General features: G+C 35.7%; 15 protein-coding genes. 8 read left to right on the top strand and 7 right to left on the bottom strand.

The window, feature by feature from the left end:
- Positions 1 to 186: 186 nt before the first annotated feature.
- The 4 genes from rpsJ to rpsL are packed head-to-tail and all read right to left on the bottom strand — an operon-like array spanning position 187 to position 3,513.
- Positions 187 to 492, bottom strand: a complete 306-nt coding sequence (rpsJ, locus tag ACQ65V_RS08340) for a 30S ribosomal protein S10 (RefSeq protein WP_155089970.1) — start codon at positions 490 to 492, stop codon at positions 187 to 189.
- Positions 493 to 504: 12 nt separating this feature from the next.
- Positions 505 to 2,634 (bottom strand): elongation factor G, encoded by a 2,130-nt coding sequence (gene fusA / locus ACQ65V_RS08335; RefSeq protein WP_155089971.1) that lies wholly within the window; start codon positions 2,632 to 2,634, stop codon positions 505 to 507.
- 5 nt (positions 2,635 to 2,639) lie between these two features.
- Complete coding sequence (rpsG, locus tag ACQ65V_RS08330; protein WP_155089972.1) at positions 2,640 to 3,116, bottom strand: 30S ribosomal protein S7; 477 nt, start codon at positions 3,114 to 3,116, stop codon at positions 2,640 to 2,642.
- A 22-nt stretch (positions 3,117 to 3,138) separates the two neighbouring features.
- Positions 3,139 to 3,513: a 30S ribosomal protein S12 gene (rpsL, locus tag ACQ65V_RS08325; RefSeq protein WP_008269190.1), complete on the bottom strand. Its 375-nt coding sequence runs from the start codon at positions 3,511 to 3,513 to the stop codon at positions 3,139 to 3,141.
- Between the two features lie 188 nt (positions 3,514 to 3,701).
- Here rpsL and ACQ65V_RS08320 point away from each other — a divergent pair, with 188 nt between their 5' ends.
- The 3 genes from ACQ65V_RS08320 to rlmB are packed head-to-tail and all read left to right on the top strand — an operon-like array spanning position 3,702 to position 7,852.
- The gene (locus ACQ65V_RS08320; RefSeq protein WP_430467568.1) at positions 3,702 to 5,390 is read left to right on the top strand and encodes a POTRA domain-containing protein; all 1,689 of its coding nucleotides are present in this window, start codon (positions 3,702 to 3,704) and stop codon (positions 5,388 to 5,390) included.
- Positions 5,391 to 5,442: 52 nt separating this feature from the next.
- Positions 5,443 to 7,068 carry an aryl-sulfate sulfotransferase gene (locus tag ACQ65V_RS08315; protein WP_430467567.1) on the top strand — a complete coding sequence of 542 codons (1,626 nt, stop codon included), beginning with the start codon at positions 5,443 to 5,445 and terminating at the stop codon, positions 7,066 to 7,068.
- 49 nt (positions 7,069 to 7,117) lie between these two features.
- On the top strand, positions 7,118 to 7,852 hold the full coding sequence (gene rlmB / locus ACQ65V_RS08310; RefSeq protein ID WP_155089975.1) for a 23S rRNA (guanosine(2251)-2'-O)-methyltransferase RlmB: 735 nt from the start codon (positions 7,118 to 7,120) through the stop codon (positions 7,850 to 7,852).
- Between the two features lie 9 nt (positions 7,853 to 7,861).
- On the opposite strand, the gene ACQ65V_RS08305 is transcribed toward rlmB, so the two are convergent.
- Positions 7,862 to 8,614, bottom strand: a complete 753-nt coding sequence (locus ACQ65V_RS08305) for a rhomboid family intramembrane serine protease (RefSeq protein WP_430467566.1) — start codon at positions 8,612 to 8,614, stop codon at positions 7,862 to 7,864.
- 172 nt (positions 8,615 to 8,786) lie between these two features.
- Between ACQ65V_RS08305 and ACQ65V_RS08300 the strand changes: the two genes are divergently transcribed.
- The 5 genes from ACQ65V_RS08300 (at position 8,787) to ACQ65V_RS08280 (ending at position 16,523) form a co-directional block, all read left to right on the top strand.
- Positions 8,787 to 11,861: a SusC/RagA family TonB-linked outer membrane protein gene (locus ACQ65V_RS08300; protein WP_430467565.1), complete on the top strand. Its 3,075-nt coding sequence runs from the start codon at positions 8,787 to 8,789 to the stop codon at positions 11,859 to 11,861.
- Positions 11,862 to 11,869: 8 nt separating this feature from the next.
- A complete protein-coding gene (locus ACQ65V_RS08295) occupies positions 11,870 to 13,387 on the top strand; it encodes a SusD/RagB family nutrient-binding outer membrane lipoprotein (protein ID WP_430467564.1) in 1,518 nt (505 codons plus the stop codon).
- 13 nt (positions 13,388 to 13,400) lie between these two features.
- On the top strand, positions 13,401 to 14,261 hold the full coding sequence (locus tag ACQ65V_RS08290; RefSeq protein ID WP_430467563.1) for a hypothetical protein: 861 nt from the start codon (positions 13,401 to 13,403) through the stop codon (positions 14,259 to 14,261).
- 18 nt (positions 14,262 to 14,279) lie between these two features.
- The gene (locus ACQ65V_RS08285) at positions 14,280 to 15,134 is read left to right on the top strand and encodes a hypothetical protein (protein WP_430467562.1); all 855 of its coding nucleotides are present in this window, start codon (positions 14,280 to 14,282) and stop codon (positions 15,132 to 15,134) included.
- A gap of 111 nt (positions 15,135 to 15,245) precedes the next feature.
- A complete protein-coding gene (locus tag ACQ65V_RS08280) occupies positions 15,246 to 16,523 on the top strand; it encodes a replication-associated recombination protein A (protein ID WP_430467561.1) in 1,278 nt (425 codons plus the stop codon).
- Positions 16,524 to 16,529: 6 nt separating this feature from the next.
- On the opposite strand, the gene ACQ65V_RS08275 is transcribed toward ACQ65V_RS08280, so the two are convergent.
- On the bottom strand, positions 16,530 to 17,360 hold the full coding sequence (locus tag ACQ65V_RS08275) for a hypothetical protein (RefSeq protein ID WP_430467560.1): 831 nt from the start codon (positions 17,358 to 17,360) through the stop codon (positions 16,530 to 16,532).
- A gap of 2 nt (positions 17,361 to 17,362) precedes the next feature.
- Positions 17,363 to 18,133 carry a hypothetical protein gene (locus ACQ65V_RS08270; protein ID WP_430467559.1) on the bottom strand — a complete coding sequence of 257 codons (771 nt, stop codon included), beginning with the start codon at positions 18,131 to 18,133 and terminating at the stop codon, positions 17,363 to 17,365.
- Positions 18,134 to 18,140: the final 7 nt, after the last annotated feature.

Genomic DNA, 18,140 nt, shown 5'->3' with positions numbered 1-18,140 from the left:
TACGATTTACGATTGTTGATTTACGATTTCTCGATTTATCTTCAATCAATTATTAATTTACTTATTTAAATATTTCAAGGCTGAAAAATACGTTTCAGCCTTGAATTGTATTTTTTACCGTTTTTCCTTCGCTCGCAGCTCCGGACATGTTCACTTCGACATCGCTAAGCGACCGAAGTTTTATAATTACACCTTAATCTCTACTTCAACTCCGCTTGGTAATTCAAGCTTCATTAAAGCATCAATTGTCTTAGAAGAAGAAGAGTAAATATCCAATAATCTCTTGTAAGAGCTTAATTGAAATTGTTCTCTAGACTTCTTGTTAACGTGAGGTGAACGTAACACAGTGAAAATTTTCTTGTGTGTTGGCAAAGGAATTGGTCCCGTTACTACTGCACCTGTGTTTTTTACTGTTTTTACAATCTTATCAGCAGACTTGTCAACTAAATTATGATCGTAAGACTTTAATTTTATTCTAATTTTCTGACTCATTTTCTTTTAGTTTTAAGCTTCTACGCCTTTTGCTGCTTTGATTACTTCTTCTGATATATTAGATGGTGTCTCAGCATAGTGAGAGAATTCCATTGTTGATGTTGCTCTACCTGAAGACAGTGTTCTCAACGTAGTAACATAACCAAACATTTCAGATAATGGAACAGTAGCTTTTACGGTTTTTGCACCAGCTCTATCACCCATATCACTTACTTGTCCTCTTCTTCTATTTAAATCACCAACGATATCACCCATGTTCTCTTCTGGTGTAATTACTTCCAATTTCATAATTGGCTCCATAATTACAGCCTTAGCAGCTTTTGCAGCATTCTTAAATCCTAACTTAGCAGCTAATTCGAATGATAATTGATCAGAATCCACATCGTGATAAGAACCATCAGTCAACGTAACTTTCATAGCATCTACTTCATAACCCGCTAACGGACCATTTACCATAGCTTGCTTAAAACCTTTTTCAATTGAAGGGATAAATTCTTTAGGAACGTTACCACCTTTAATTTCAGAAACGAATTCTAAACCTACTTTACCTTCTTCAGCTGGCTCAAGTGTAAATACGATATCTGCGAATTTACCACGACCACCAGATTGCTTCTTGTACACTTCTCTATGTTGTGCAACTCTAGTGATAGCTTCTTTATACTCAACTTGTGGCTGACCTTGGTTAACCTCAACTTTGAACTCACGTCTTAAACGATCTACAATAATATCCAAGTGAAGCTCACCCATACCAGAAATAATTGTCTGACCTGAAGCTTCATCGGTTCTTACTGTAAATGTTGGATCCTCTTCAGCAAGCTTACCTAAAGCCATACCTAACTTATCAACATCTGCTTTAGTCTTAGGCTCAACCGCAATACCAATTACTGGATCTGGGAAGTCCATAGATTCTAAAACGATAGGATGTTTTTCATCAGACATGGTATCACCAGTCTTAATGTCTTTAAATCCTACTGCAGCTCCAATATCTCCAGCTTCGATAAAATCGATAGCATTTTGCTTATTCGAGTGCATTTGATAGATACGAGAGATACGTTCTTTCTTACCTGAACGGTTGTTCAAAATATAGGAACCAGCATCCAAACGACCAGAGTAAGCTCTAAAGAATGCTAAACGTCCTACGAAAGGATCTGTAGCAATCTTAAATGCTAAAGCAGCAAACGGCTCCTTTACATCTGGCCTACGAATTTCTTCTTTTTCAGTATCTGGGTTTACACCAACAATACCTTCCTTATCTACTGGAGAAGGCAAGTAACGACATACAGCATCTAATAAGAACTGTACACCTTTGTTTTTAAATGCAGAACCACAAATCATTGGAATGATAGACATGTCCATTACGGCAGCTCTAAGTGCAGCGTGCACCTCGTCTTCAGTAATAGAATCTTCATCCTCCATATATTTTTCTAACAGATTCTCATCATAAGCTGCAACTTCTTCAATAAGTTTACCTCTTAATTCTGCAGCTTCTGCTTTTAATTCTTCAGGAATATCGATAACATCGAAAGTTGCCCCTTGTGTTTCATCGTGCCAAACAATAGCACGGTTCTTCACCAAGTCAACAATACCTTTAAAATCGATTTCGTCACCAATGTTCATTACAATTGGCACAGCATTAGACCCTAACATGTCCTTAACCTGCTGGCAAACTGCCATAAAGTTAGATCCTTGACGGTCCATTTTGTTTACGAAACCAATACGAGGTACTTTATAATTGTCAGCAAGTCTCCAGTTAGTTTCAGATTGTGGCTCAACACCATCAACCGCACTAAATAAGAATACTAAACCATCTAATACACGTAATGATCTGTTTACCTCAACGGTAAAATCAACGTGACCAGGAGTATCGATAATGTTAAAGTGGTAATCCTTAGTTTCAGGTAATGGTTGTGCATTTTCCATAGGGAACTTCCATGTACAAGTTGTAGCAGCAGAAGTAATTGTAATACCTCTTTCTTGCTCTTGCTCCATCCAGTCCATAGTAGCCGCTCCATCATGTACTTCACCAATTTTGTGAGATACACCTGTATAATAAAGGATACGCTCTGTAGTTGTAGTTTTACCAGCATCAATATGTGCGGCAATACCTATATTTCTTGTATATTTTAAATCTCTTTGTGCCATTCTAATTAAAATCTAAAGTGTGAGAATGCTTTATTTGCTTCAGCCATTTTGTGAGTATCTACTCTTTTCTTAACGGCCGCACCTTCTTCTTTAGCAGCAGCTAATACTTCTGAAGCCAAACGTTGTGCCATAGATTTTTCGTTTCTTTTACGTGCGTAGCTAATTAACCACTTCATCGCAGTAGAAACTTTACGATCTGGACGAATCTGCATTGGAATTTGGAATGTTGCACCACCAACACGACGGCTACGTACTTCTACGTGAGGCATCACATTAGATAACGCTTCTTTCCAAATCTCTAAAGCTGTTTTTTCGTCGTCATTCTTTTTCTCCTCAACAATATCAATTGCATCGTAGAATACTTTAAAAGCTACAGACTTTTTACCGTCCCACATCATCATGTTAACAAAACGCGTCACTAACTGATCGTTGAATCTTGGGTCTGGTAAAAGCGGTCTCTTTTTTGCTGCTCTTTTTCTCATGTCTTCTTCTTAAAGTTTTAAATTACTTCTTAGGGCGTTTTGCACCATACTTAGATCTACGTTGTGTGCGACCAGCAACACCTGCTGTATCTAATGCACCACGAACGATGTGATATCTAACTCCTGGTAAATCTTTTACCCTTCCTCCTCTAACCAATACTATCGAGTGCTCTTGTAGATTGTGACCTTCTCCACCGATGTATGCATTTACTTCGTTTCCGTTTGTTAAACGAACCCTTGCTACCTTACGCATTGCTGAGTTTGGTTTTTTAGGTGTCGTTGTATAAACACGAGTACATACACCACGTCTTTGAGGACACGAATCTAAAGCAGCCGATTTACTCTTCTTGGTTATTTTGGCTCTTCCTTTTCGTACTAATTGTGAAATTGTTGGCATATATTTCTATATAATAATTTATTGAACCCTCACTTTTGAGGGCTGCAAAGGTAGAAATATATATTTATAATTCAAACACTTGAGAATTTATTTTTCAAAGAAATATCACTATTCATTTTACACATATATAATATGGTCTATTTTTACGTTATCATTCCTAAGAAAAAAAAGACCTAGACAAATCTAAAATGTTAAACATTCATCGTTCAATTTTTGCGGCTTTAGCATTGGTTTATGCACTTCAGTCCAATGCCCAGACCTTGAACCTCGATGTGAGTGGTGAAGACAAAAACAAAACAGCCATTATCGATTCAATTGGGTATTCAACTTCTTTTGATAATTATAATGGTATTGAATCAGAACTAAACAGCCTAAAATACAGACTAACAAGATTGGGCTTTATTGATACTACCATTGATAGTATTATAAAACAAAATGATACTCTATTTAAAGCCAGTCTTTTTTTGGGAAACAAAATCAATAGAATAAGAATAGTTTACGATTCAAGTTTTAATGCTGAGTTATTAAACTTTATTAATCATACTAAAGATGAGAACTATTTTGAACTAGATATTACAGAGCTCGAAAGTGCCCTAAACCAGTTAAATTCAAAAATCGCAGAACAAGGCGATCCGTTTTCAACACTTCAATTAATTAATATCTATAAACTCAATCCAGATTTAATTTCAGCGCAGTTAAAAATTGTCAACAACCAAAAAAGACGAATAGACAAGATCATTGTTAAAGGGTATGAGAAATTTCCACAATCATATATAAAGCGATTTATGAAACTAAGAACTGGGAAAACTTTCAATCTCAACGAAATCAAAAACAAAGTTGAACTCTTAGAGGATTTACGCTTTGCTAATAAAATTAAAGACCCAGAAGTTCTTTTTACTCAAGATTCAACAACACTCTATTTATATGTAGAAAAAAAGCAAACCAATAATTTTGATGGCTACCTAGGTTTTGGCACCAACGAAAACACAAATAAAATTGAGTTTGATGGTTATCTCGATTTAAGACTCATTAATAATTTAAACTTTGGTGAAACCCTTAACCTATTTTACAAAAGTGATGAGATTGATCAGCAAACATTTAGAGTAGATGCTGATTTACCTTATCTATTTGGCTCACCAGTTGGGTTGCAGGTTGGATTGAACATTTTTAGAAAAGACACTACGTTTTCCAACGCTAAACAATATGCTAAAATCAACTATCAAATAAATGCACGGCATAGAATTGGTGCAGGAATCACCTCAACCAACTCCACTAACCTCTTAAATAATGATACTTCTATATTAAATGATTACAAAAGCAATTATTACACCTTAAACTATAACTTTACAGAACCTCAGTTTTATGACCCTTTATTTCCTATAAATTTTTGGTTCGATCTATCATATGGTTTTGGTGACCGCGAGAATGATATGGGTAATCAAAGTCAAACTGTTTCCAATTTAGATACTTATAAAATTTTTAACCTTAATCCTAAAAATAGTGTATACACTAGGTTTAATGGTGCAATCTTAACCTCGGATGATTATTTAGACAATGAGCTGTTTCGCTTTGGAGGTATTAATTCCATTCGTGGTTTTGAAGAGAATAGTTTAGTAGCAAATCTATACGGAGTTATAAATACGGAATATCGATACCGATTAAGTAATAGCATATATGTACACTCCGTACTGGATGCTGCTTATTTTGAAAACCAAATAACTGACACTAAAGAAAAGCTTTTTGGTTTTGGTTTTGGACTGGGTTTACTAACAAATGCTGGTTTATTTCGATTAAACTATTCAAGCGGAAAATCTGAAAACAGACAGTTTAGATTATCAGATTCTAAGGTACACGTAAGTTTAACGACTACATTTTGATTAATACGAAATATTCTAATAAATTTGAGGCGCTACAAAAAAGGAAAATCGAATGATAAAAAAATTACTTTTTCATCTTATTATCTTACTTGCCTTAAATTTAAGTTTTGGGCAAAATACAATGGGCACAATTTTAATAACGGAAGATGCCTATGAAGGATATACACTATTCTCAACACATACCAAAGCCTATTTAATAGACAACTGTGGTCGCGAAATAAACTCATGGTCTAGTTCTTACGTTCCTGGTAATGCTGTTTATTTAATGCCCAATGGGAATTTACTTAGAGCGGGAAGATTAGTGCAGAGTCCTGACCCAGTAGCACTTGGTGGTGCAGGTGGTGTAATAGAAATGTTTGATTGGGATGGAAACGTCATTTGGACATGGACGGATAGTTCTGACTCCTCTAGAGCGCACCATGATGTATTTCCATTACCTAATGGAAATGTTCTCATTTTAGCCGCTACTGTAGTTGACGGTGCTGATGCTATACAAGCAGGCAGAGATCCTAATTTGCTCACAGACAACCAATTGTATAATGAGCGTATTTACGAAGTAGAACCTATCGGTGCTACTGGAGGGAATATTGTTTGGGAATGGAATGTTATGGATCACGTTATACAGAATATTGATGCCTCAAAAGACAACTTTGGTATTGTTGAAGATAACCCAGGTAAAATAGACATCAACTTTTTAAATGGATTTGACCCTATAAATAATTGGTTGCATTTTAATGCCATACAATATTATGAAGAGTTTGATCAGATTGTAATCAGCTCAAGACGAATGAGTGAAGTTTGGGTTATTGACCATAATACCACAACTTCTGAAGCTGCAGGACCTGCTGGTGATATATTGTATCGATGGGGAAATCCTCAGGCTTATGGACAAGGTACGGAAATGGACAGAAAACTCTACGGACAACACACTCCGTATTATATCCCAACTGGCCTTCCAAACGAAGGGAAACTGATGATATTCAATAATGGGTTTCAGAGAACGCCAGAATATTCGCAAGTTGATATTATCGAACCACCTGTAGATGTTAATGGAAATTACACTTATATTGCAGATACTGCCTATGGACCAACTGATACATTCTATACTTTTCCTGGTACACCACCGACAGAACCCTCAGATTTTTACTCTGCGATTGTAAGTAGTGCCAGACAGTTACCAAATGGCAACATTTTAATATGCGAAGGTAGAGAGGCTCATTTCTTTGAAATAGATTCTAACGAAAATGTGGTTTGGGAATATATTTCGCCAATTAGTAATGCAGACGGTACCGTTTATGAACAAGGAGAACCATCTCCACCAAACAATTTTTCATTTAGAGCTACAAAGTTCAGCCCTGATTATCCTGCATTTATAGGTCGAGATTTAACACCTGGCGATCCTCTAGAAGCAAATCCAGATTTAACTCCTTGCAATAATTTGGGTGTCTCTGAATTCGAAAATTCAATCGTGAGCTTATACCCTAACCCTACGAAAGATAGAATTCAAATCAACTCCACAACTGTTATTGATAGAGTTGAAATATATAATATGATGGGAAGTAAGATAGGTGAAACATCATCTAAAACTATTGACCTATCTAATAATTCAGATGGTGTATATTTTCTGAAAATTTATTCAGACACAAATATGGTGAGTAAAAAAGTGATTAAGGGTTAATCATTTTAATTACGCATTGATTATAATAAACTATTTAACTTCTTAAATAATGGAAAAAGAGACTACCATATTTGGAATACGCGCTATCATTGAAGCTATTAAATCGGGCGAAACCATTGACAAGGTATTTGTTCAGAAAGGTGTACGTAGCGAACTTTTTCAAGAACTTGAGTATTTGTTAAGGTCTGAAGGCATTAATTCATCTTACGTACCCATTGAGAAATTAAACAGGCTAACTCGTGGAAATCACCAAGGTGCTGTTGCTCAAATTTCTCCTATTGAATTTCACGATATCGACGACTTGGTACTCAATGTTATTGAATCTGGAAAAACACCTTTGTTTCTATTATTGGATCAACTGAGCGATGTCCGTAATTTTGGAGCCATTGTACGTACTGCAGAATGTACTGGTGTTTCAGGAATTATTATTCAGAAGAAAGGTGGAGCTCCTATTAACGGAGACACCATAAAAACAAGCGCAGGCGCAATTTTTAAAATTCCTATTTGTAAGGTCGACCATATTAAAGATGCAGTATTTCATATGCAGTCCTCTGGTATTAAAGTCATCGCTGCAACGGAAAAAGCCGAGGACTTTTTATATGATGTTTCTTTTAAAGAACCTTGTGCTATCATTATGGGATCTGAAGGGAGGGGAATTAACCCTTCGGTTTTAAAAATTGTAGATAATCAGGCAAAGCTTCCGATTCTAGGTGAAATAGAATCACTGAATGTTTCTGTGGCTTGTGGTGCTTTTTTATATGAAGCGGTTAGGCAGCGTTCTTAGCGGACAATTCTAATCTTCAACCTTCTTTTTAAAAATATATCTAATCGTTGTGGCGCTTTCATTTTCAAGTTCTGAATCAGCCTCAATTTCATCTTCAGGTAGAGTTTCAATAAAGTTTCCATCTTCATCAAAATGTCGCATAAAAGGATCGTCCTCTTCGTTGTAGTCTGGTTGTTCCCATTTGTAACGCTCTGGTTTTGCAATTTCTTTTCTAAATATTACGGCAAACAATAGACCAGTAATCAGGCCTCCTAAATGCCCTTCCCAAGACATACCTTCTTTTATAGGAAACACGTACCAAATCATGCTCCCGTATAAAAATATAACCATTAGAGACAAAGCTATTAGCCTATAATGTTTAGCAAATATTCCTTTAAAAAATATAAAGCTAACCAATACATAAATTAATCCACTTGATCCAATGTGATTACCCGAACTTCCAATTATCCAAGTTAAAAACCCAGATAATAAAATACCATAAAGAATAACTTTCCATGCAATTTTATTATAGAAGTAGAACAGCGCCAATGAAAGCACCAAAAGCGGAATGGAATTATTATAAAGGTGATCGATATCTCCATGCAAAAAAGGGCTAGTAAAAATCCCTATAAGCCCTTCGAGCTTTTGTGGTCTTATGCCAAAAGATTTTATACCATAATCGACACTAACCTGATACCAAAACACTATCCATATCAATAATACCATTAATATAGGATAAATAATGATACTGTTAGAATATCTAAACTGTTGCTGTGAAGACATATAATTCTTTTAGTTGTAGTGCTTCAAATTTATAACCAAAACAGATTTCTATGAAATATTGTCATGTTTATCACAACTTTCAATAAAAAGCATAATTTAATGCAAAATATATGTACATTTAGCTTTAATTTTAAGAATTATTCAATAAACAATCAATTAAATTCATTAATCTATGAAAAAAAACTACTCAGGTATTTTAACCTTGTTGTTGGTCTTCTTATTTCAGACCATATCGGCACAAGAAAAAAACATTTCGGGTGTTGTTAAAGATGAGGTTGGACTTCCCTTACCAGGTGTTAACATTTTAGTTAAGGGCACTACCAATGGTGCTCAAACTGATTTAGACGGTAATTATCAGATTACCGCAAATGTTGGAGACACACTTGTCTTTAGCTATATTGGTATGCAAAGCCAGGAAATGGTCGTTGGAGACTCTAACACTATTAATGTAACCTTAATAGAAGATGCGTCTCAATTAGAAGAAGTAATAATAACCGCTGTGGGTATCAAAAGAAAACCCGATGAAATAACCACAGCATACGAAAACGTAAAGGCCGAAGAAATTGTTGCGGCAAACAACCCAGATGCAGTTCAGTCTTTAGCTGGTAAAGTATCTGGTCTACAAATTAACACTACCAATACTGGTGTTAACCCAAGTACAACGATTAGACTTAGAGGTACAAGATCTTTATCTGGTTCTAACTCGGCATTAATTGTTATAGACAATGTTATATCTACCGCAGGTACGTTATCTGATTTAGATCCAGAAATTATCGAATCTATTAACGTATTAAAAGGTCCTAATGGAGCTGCACTTTACGGTTCTAGAGGTGGTAATGGTGTCATTGTAGTAACTACAAAAAAAGGTGAAAGAAATCAAGGTAAGCTCAATATCTCGTTATCTTCAACAGTTACATTTGAAGAAGTTGCTTTTTTACCTCAATTACAAGACCGTTATGGAAAAGGGTATTGGGGTGAAATAGATGCTTTTGACCAAGGGTCTTGGGGACCTGAGTATGATGGCTCTATTCAACCTGTTGGCTTACCATACCCAACATTTAATGATTTTAGATACGGCACTTATGAATTTAAAGAGGATAACATGGAAGAATTCTTTGTTCAAGGTGTGGCTAAACAAAATACAATTTCCTTATCTGGTGGTGACAGAGAAGGATACTACTCTCTAACCGCTAACAGAAGAAATACTGATGGTATAATCGGTGGAGATGAATACAAAAAAGACTTTTTTGCTTTAAGCGCAGGTAAAACTTTTGGTAAATTATCTCTTGCTGGAATTGCTCGTTTTACAACTGAAGATCAATCAGTATCTAATGGAGTATATGGCCAATTAGCTCAAGTTCCTAGTGATGTTGAAGTAGACCAATTTAACTCTGGTAGTAACAGTGACCACTGGACAGCTTTTGGTGATAGTCCGTTCTGGGTTAGAAACAATCAGAGATCTAATGCTGACAATGTACGTTCAGATTTAACTGCAGAGTTAAGCTATCAGTTTAATGACAATATATCATCTGTATTAAGAACAAACATAGTTACCAATGGTGGTAAATCAATATCATATGTCAACGATTATGTTGCAGAATATACAGTTACTGGAGATGGTAGAGACATACAATCTTCTTTATCGGTAAATAGCTCAAGTTCTAAACGTTTATACACAGATTTAATAACTAACTTTAATTATCAACTAACAGAGGATATTGGGTTAAAATCGTTAGTTGGTTTTAATGCTACAGAGTCAGAAGCATTTTCACAAACAACTTCTGGTACACAGTTGACCTTACCAGGACTTTATACCGTAGAAAATATTTCTACTGGTGTTACAGTTACTGATGCTAGTTCTAAATTTAGACAACAAGCAGTTTATGCAAATGTAGATTTAAGTTACAAAGACTATTTGTACTTAAATCTTACAGGAAGACAAGAATGGGACTCAAGATTACAGTCTCCAGGTAGAGATATTGGAGATATCGGATTCTTTTATTGGTCAGCTGGCGCAGCATTTATACCAACAAAGGCTTTTCCAGATTTGAAAACAGACTTTTTACATAAGATGAAAGTATCTGGTGGTTTTGTAAAGGTGGCAAATATTTCTGCTCTTGGAGCTCACGATTTATATGATACCGGTTTTAGACCAGCAGCTTTTCCTTATCCGAACGGGATTAACTCTTTCATTATTCCATCGTCAACTTTTGACAATTCGATTGAGCCTGAGTTTATTAATACTTTTGAAGCGAATCTTAACTTAGAATTATTAAATCGTGGAGGTATTCCAAGGATAACATTAGATGGTAGTTATTCATTCTACACTAACGAAAATCAAATTTTAAATGCGTCTGTATCAAGCTCAACAAGTGTGTTTAGCGCAGGTGTAAATGTTGGTGAAACAGAGACTAATGCATATGAAGTTGATTTAGGTTTAACACCATTCAAAACTGATGATTTTGAATGGAACTTAAATTTTGGATATGCATCCCAAAGAACAGTAGCAACAAAAATTACGGATGATTCTGATATTTTAGGTTCAGGAGCACCAGGAATCTATGCCATACAAGGACAGGAATTTCCTTTAATTAGAGGTAGTGCTTATGAAAGAGATGAAAACGGTCGCGTTATCCTAAATTCAGATGGTTCCCCTCAGGTCGCTACAGATTTGAAAGTATTAGGAAGAACAACACCAGACTATATTTTAAACTTTGGTACGGAAATCAACTATAAAGGGTTTAGATTAAGTGCTACAGCCGACTTTAGAACAGGTCACGTATTTTACTCTGGTATCTATGCTAACCTAACTGGCCAAGGACGTAGTTTTATTACTGCAGAAAATGGTCGTGGTCATTTTATATTTCCTAATTCTACTGTTGAGGGCACAGGCACACCTAATACAAGTGTGTTAACTGGTCCTTCTTATGGTGGGCCAACACCTTATGCGGAGTATCAATCATTTGTACAAAGTGGTGACTTCTTAGGAGTTGACGAAAATTTTGTGATAGATGCCACTGCATTTAAACTAAGAGAAGTAGCTTTAAGTTATACTATTCCTAACGAATGGTTAGAAGGTTTGTTCATCAATGGTGCTTCTATCGGTGTTAGTGGTCGTAACTTACTTGTGGTTCTACCAAAAGAAAATAGACGTTACAATGATCCTGAAATTGGTTCTGGAATTGGTGGTTATGGACAAACACCACCAACAAAGTTCTATAATTTTAATGTGAAACTTAATTTTTAAAAAAAGCTATGAAGACAACAATAATAAAATCAATTCTACTTTTGCTGGTTATGTTCACATTCTCGTGTGAAGATGTACTGGTTAACGAAGATCCAAATGGTGTTGTAATTAATGATTTACCACCAGAAGTAATAATGCCTGGAGCACAAACTGTCCCAGCAGCCACCTTTATCTCAAGGATGAATGGTCTAGGTAACCTAATGACGGCTACTTGGTCTGGTAACGCCCAGCAAGTACAGGCTCCTTATTTTACTGAATTTCAATATCAATTAACTACAGATTTCTATGATGATATTTGGGATAATTTAATGGCACGAACAGGGAATTTGACCCAAATCATTAATAATGACAATGCTGGTAATTATGATTATTTTAAAGGCGCATCATTAATATTGAGAGCGTTTTACTTTCAATATTTAGTAGATTTATATGGTGATATTCCTTTTACGGAGATTCATCAGCGTGGTAATAATTTATTTCCTTCTTACGACAGTCAAGAAATGGTGTATATGAATTTAATTACGCAAATAAATGATGCCATAGACATGATATCAAATACTGATGCAAACTCTGCAATTGACATGGGATCTAACGATGTAATGATGAATGGTGACATGGATAAATGGATTCGTTTTGCCAATACCATTAAGTTAAGGATGATTGTTAGAATATATGACTATGCGCAAACAAATTCTGAAGCTTCAACATTTGTAAATGCTGAAATAGCGACACTGAATCAGCCTGGTACAGCATTTATAACTTCTGGTGATGATGTAATTATCAATCCAGGATATGCAGATACTAACAATCAAATGAGTCCTTTTCCAAGCACTTATGGTTATGCTGCAGGCGAATTTGGGAATTCAGGAAACGTAACGTTTGGTAACTTAGCAACTGGCCCAACAATCTTTCTTGTGGAATTGCTCGATGGAACAACAACATCAGTTTCAGATAGTAGATTAAATAGACTTTATGCATTACGAGGAGGACAATCTAGCATCCAAGGAAATACCCAAGGTGGTGGTGGTCAGCCTTCGCGTCTGGGTCCTGGTTTATTGAGCTCACCTTTGCAAGATGGCTATATTATGACAGCTTCAGAAGCATTGTTCTTACAATCTGAAGCAGTGTTTAAAGGTATATTGAATAGTGGTGATGCTAAAGGTCTTTTCCAGGAAGCGATTTCATCTTCTTTTGCAAGATTAGGCGCTAATATTGGCAACTATCTGACTGAATCAGATAATGTAGACGGTATTGGTTGGGAAGGAACAGCTGATAAATTAGAGGCTATAATCACCCAAAAATGGATTGATCTAGGTGGAACAAATGGTATTGAAACCTGGATAGAATTCACTAGAACAGGTTACCCAAGTGATATGCCTTTACCAGATATTACAAATAGACCTAATCGTCCTATTCGTTTATTATATCCGACCTCAGAATATGCAGGTAATACTGCCAATGTTAGTCCATTTAACCAAACTGTTGACACTGCCTTTGAAACTAGTATTTTCTGGGATGTTGACTAAAAAAATATTGATTATGAAAAACACAAAATTATTAGCTTTAATACTTTTTAGTATGCTATTGACAACATCATGTGTTGATGATGATGTTCAAGAAGTTGAAGGAGAATTTGCCACTACTCCATTTGTAATTGGATTTTCTGAGACTTCTAGAGATGCCATTTTTCAAGTAGATGGATCTGTGCAAACATTGGAAATTCCTGTAAACCTAATAAATGGATTAGAGTATGCATCTTCACCAAATATAACTGCTTCATTAATAGTAGATGCAACAAGCACTGCGGTTCCAGGTACTGATTTTAATTTTACAAATCCGAGCCAAACAGTAACCATTGAAGAAGATAGAGATTTTGGTATGATTGAATTAACTGTAGATACAGACAATATAGATGTTGACAATTCTAAAACATTGGTTTTAAGGTTGGCAGAACCAAGTGTTGGTCTAGTAGCTCAGCAATTTCAAACTATATCTATTGAAATTATCGGTCTATGTGTCTCAGATTTAGCAGGAATGTACAGTGTTACAACCACATATGGTTATCACGACTTTTTACCGGCTTATAATCCTAATACTATGGATATCGAAGTTGTAAGCGTTGGCGATGGGTTGTATGAGGTATTTGACTTCTCAGGAGGTTTATACAGTTCTGGTCCTTATGCTGATGCCTATAATACAGGTCCTACGAGTTTTACAGTACAATTTAGTGATATATGTAATAACATAACTTGGTCCGGACAAACCGATCCTTGGGGGGCATGCATCCCTCTTGATGGAGGTGTAAATGCTGTGAATCCAACCACAGGAGTCATAACGATCTCATGGTTCTGTGAAGGTTACGGTGAGAATGGAGTTTCTGTTTATACACCTATTGATTAATCTAAAAAAATGAATACAATGAAATACATATATAATAAAATAACTATCGTTTTAGCTGTAACACTAGTGTTCTTTTATACAGCTTGTGAAGACGACGATTCAATACCTCGAAGAGGCAAACCTACAATTACTGTAGTTGAGTCTGCCAAAACCGTTGATGAAGGCCAAACTGCGGTATATGACTTTAATGTGGAGTACCCTGTCAATGAATCTATTTTTATAAGAATAGATGTTCTTGATGCGGATGGCAACCCAATCCCAACCACTGAGCCAATAGGAGATCCAAACAGTGGAAATGGATATGCAGCTTTAGTGCTTGATGACATCAATGTACCTTACAATACTTGGTTTGACTCAGGTTTCTTTAGTTATGGATATCTTGGAGGTTCTGGTTATGTAGCAGAAATTCCTGCATTTACAGAATCATTCTCTTTATCTATTGACGCACTCTTAGACTCTGTAGCTGATGAAGCTCCAGAGACTTATATTTTTAGATTAACGGGAGTGTCAACTGCTGCTGCAGTTATTGATGAAGAAATCACTTTGACCATAAACAACGTTAACGCCTGTATATGGACATTGGTAACAAACGATGCTTTTGGCGACGGATGGAATGGTGGTTTTATCACTGCCACAATAAATGGTGTTGATACTAACTATGCTGCATCAGGAGAAGGTTCTACTTTCGAAATAGGCATGGTAGATAATGATGTTTATTCATTTTCCTATACTCCTAACGGAGGTGCTGGTTCACCAGGATGGGAGGAAGAAAACACTTATACATTAACTGCACCAGATGGTACCGAGTTTTCTGACGGACCAGTTCCTGCTGCAGGCGAAATAACCTCAGGGACAAACATTTGTCCTAACTAAGGTTTATCAAAAACCTTTTTAGGGTTAGACAAAAAACCATCAAATATTATTTGATGGTTTTTTTATGGATTAAATTCTAACTATAAGCAAAATTCTCTATAATTTTATGGTATGAATATTCCTTTAGCTGAAAGGCTACGACCAAAAACTCTCGAAGACTACTTAAGCCAACAACACCTAGTAGGGAAAGAAGGTATGCTCTATCAACAAATAAAAAGTGGAGTCATTCCTTCCCTTATTCTTTGGGGACCTCCTGGTATAGGCAAAACCACATTGGCTAATGTTATTGCCAATGAGTCTGAACGTCCTTTTTTTAAATTGAGCGCTATAAATTCAGGAGTTAAGGATATTAGGGATGTTATTGACAAAGCCAAAAAAAGTGGCGGGTTATTTACTGCAAAAAACCCTATTTTGTTTATTGATGAAATCCATAGATTCAGTAAATCGCAACAAGATTCACTATTGGAAGCTGTCGAAAAAGGCTGGGTGACTTTAATAGGTGCCACAACCGAAAATCCAAGTTTTGAAGTGATTTCGGCATTACTATCAAGATGTCAGGTTTATACTTTGAATGCGTTCAGTAAAGAGGATTTAGAAGCCTTGTTGCAACGTGCCATGAAAGAGGATGAAATCATTTCAAAATTAAATATTGAATTAAAGGAATCTGAGGCGTTGTTACGATTTTCTGGAGGTGACGCCAGAAAACTATTGAACATCTTTGAGCTTTTAGTAACCTCATTTGAAGACGAACCAATTGTTATTACCAATGATCTGGTGATGAAACAAGTACAGAGCAAGGCTGCTCGATATGACAAAACTGGCGAACAACATTACGATATCATTTCAGCTTTTATTAAGTCCATACGTGGCAGTGATCCTAATGCAGCTGTATATTATTTAGCACGAATGATTGAAGGTGGTGAAGATGTGAAATTCATTGCCAGACGATTACTTATTTTGGCCAGTGAAGATATTGGCAATGCCAATCCAACGGCTTTGGTCATTGCAAACAATACGTTTCAGGCGGTTTCTGTAATTGGTAATCCTGAATCTCGGATTATTTTGAGCCAATGCGCCACCTATTTAGCAAGTTCTACTAAAAGTAATGCAGCTTACGAAGCCATTAATAAAGCGCAGCAGTTAGTTAAGGAAACTGGTGATTTGTCAGTTCCTTTATCCATAAGAAATGCTCCAACAAAATTAATGAAAGAACTGGGTTATGGTGACCAGTACAAATATGCCCACAGTTACGAGAATAACTTTGCCAATCACGAGTTTTTACCAGATGAAATTAAAAACACGACACTTTATAACCCAGGAAATAATGCTCGAGAGCAGGCACAACGCAATTATTTAAAGGCACTTTGGAAAGATAAGTACGGTTATTAGAGGTGTTTAGAATTTAATATCCAACTCTTTTGAAACTTTTGAAGTTCCATCATTTGCCGAATACATCCATTTTATACCACTCTTAAAAACTATAGCATCTTCTCCTTTGACAATATAGACATCCTCTGCTGCTGTTTTCAACAAGGTCATAACAATTTTAGATTCAGCATTTAAAATTTGAAATCCTTGAGGAATACTTTTTGCATTTAATCTATTAGTATCTTTAGTAGTGGGTGTTTTCTCTGTTTCTTTTTTAGTTTCAATTTTAATAACAGGTTTTTCCTTTTCAACCTCTTTTTCTTTTTTTAAGTCTTCAATCTCCATAACCGTTACGGCATCAACCTTCTCTTCCACATTTTTTACGGCTACTTTTTCTTCAGTATTAACTTCCTGTTTTTCCTTAGGTTTATAGCTGTAATTAAGCTTTTCAATAGATTTAAATGCATCTGCTAAAGCTTCACGATGCCTTTTCTCATGATTGTTCTCTCCAGATTGCCCAACATCACTCTTTAGAACAAGTTTACCATTGCAGTCTTTTAGAATAATCTCCAACTTGGTTTTTCTAAATCCGCCTTTTACCTCCTTTACATCAGCATACAGTGCCTTGCATCTGTCATTAAACAAATCTTCTGGCAATTGCTCCTCGTTAAAATAGACATCAAAGCCTTCGCCCTTAAACAGAACTCTTGTCACTGTGTTTAATCTATAAGTATCTTTGCCTTTTAGAAACTCATACTGAAGTGGAATAACGATGTATTTATAATTGTTTATATCTGTTTGCGCTTCAGATTTAAAGGCAAAAGTTATAAGGATAAATAATATGAGGATTTTTTTCATCTCTAAAATTTTATGTTCATGGTGTACTTGGTGATGTCTCCATTGGTGTTTTCGTAATATATCCATTGATTATTTTCCTTATAGACAATGGCATTCTTGTTCTTTACCATAAACACATCTTTTGCACCTGTATTAATTAAAAGCATTATGATTTTAGGTTCGGAATCTACTAATTGGTAACCGTCTTTCACAGCTTGGGCATAATAGAGTTGGGCATTGCCTCCTGTTTCAATAGTTGTTTTAGGGACTTCATCAGGTTGTTTCTCCTCCAGTTCTTTTTCATCATTAGACTGAGGTTCTTCTTTTTCTACTGTCGTTGCAGTGAGTTCAGGTTTTGGGTTATAACTGTATTCCATATTCTTAAACGTCTCAAAAGCATCTCTTAAAGCTTCATTATAGGCTTTATCAAACTTCTTTAATCTAGATTCCCCAACTTTAGAGACCATCACCTCATTATCAAAACAATCTTTTAAGGCGATTTCTATTTTTGTTTTAAAAATTCCGCTTTTATCGTTAGACACGTCTACCATTAATGCCAAACATCTATCATTTTTTAAATCTTCGGGCAACTCCTCGTCAATGAGATAAGATTGATAACCATATTTATTGAACAAAAAATTAGTGAGTGAGCTTAGTTGGTATTCATCAGCACTTTTAGAAAACTCAAATTGTTTTGGCACTAGTATATATTTATAATCATTAATGCTCGTTTGTGCAAACCCGCTCAAACACATTAAAGTGATGGATACTGTAAGTACTACTTTTCTGAACATAATATAG

Source organism: Winogradskyella ouciana, from assembly GCF_965284585.1.
In the GTDB taxonomy this organism is placed as follows: domain Bacteria; phylum Bacteroidota; class Bacteroidia; order Flavobacteriales; family Flavobacteriaceae; genus Winogradskyella; species Winogradskyella ouciana.
The sequence above is the reverse complement of the archived record's forward strand: the minus strand, read 5'-3'. Positions and strand labels throughout refer to the sequence as shown.

Coding starts and splice junctions, on each gene's coding strand:
- rpsJ (WP_155089970.1), bottom strand. CDS start 492: ATGAGTCAGAAAATTAGAATAAAATTAAAGTCTTACGATCATAATTTA.
- fusA (WP_155089971.1), bottom strand. CDS start 2,634: ATGGCACAAAGAGATTTAAAATATACAAGAAATATAGGTATTGCCGCA.
- rpsG (WP_155089972.1), bottom strand. CDS start 3,116: ATGAGAAAAAGAGCAGCAAAAAAGAGACCGCTTTTACCAGACCCAAGA.
- rpsL (WP_008269190.1), bottom strand. CDS start 3,513: ATGCCAACAATTTCACAATTAGTACGAAAAGGAAGAGCCAAAATAACC.
- ACQ65V_RS08320 (WP_430467568.1), top strand. CDS start 3,702: ATGTTAAACATTCATCGTTCAATTTTTGCGGCTTTAGCATTGGTTTAT.
- ACQ65V_RS08315 (WP_430467567.1), top strand. CDS start 5,443: ATGATAAAAAAATTACTTTTTCATCTTATTATCTTACTTGCCTTAAAT.
- rlmB (WP_155089975.1), top strand. CDS start 7,118: ATGGAAAAAGAGACTACCATATTTGGAATACGCGCTATCATTGAAGCT.
- ACQ65V_RS08305 (WP_430467566.1), bottom strand. CDS start 8,614: ATGTCTTCACAGCAACAGTTTAGATATTCTAACAGTATCATTATTTAT.
- ACQ65V_RS08300 (WP_430467565.1), top strand. CDS start 8,787: ATGAAAAAAAACTACTCAGGTATTTTAACCTTGTTGTTGGTCTTCTTA.
- ACQ65V_RS08295 (WP_430467564.1), top strand. CDS start 11,870: ATGAAGACAACAATAATAAAATCAATTCTACTTTTGCTGGTTATGTTC.
- ACQ65V_RS08290 (WP_430467563.1), top strand. CDS start 13,401: ATGAAAAACACAAAATTATTAGCTTTAATACTTTTTAGTATGCTATTG.
- ACQ65V_RS08285 (WP_430467562.1), top strand. CDS start 14,280: ATGAAATACATATATAATAAAATAACTATCGTTTTAGCTGTAACACTA.
- ACQ65V_RS08280 (WP_430467561.1), top strand. CDS start 15,246: ATGAATATTCCTTTAGCTGAAAGGCTACGACCAAAAACTCTCGAAGAC.
- ACQ65V_RS08275 (WP_430467560.1), bottom strand. CDS start 17,360: ATGAAAAAAATCCTCATATTATTTATCCTTATAACTTTTGCCTTTAAA.
- ACQ65V_RS08270 (WP_430467559.1), bottom strand. CDS start 18,133: ATGTTCAGAAAAGTAGTACTTACAGTATCCATCACTTTAATGTGTTTG.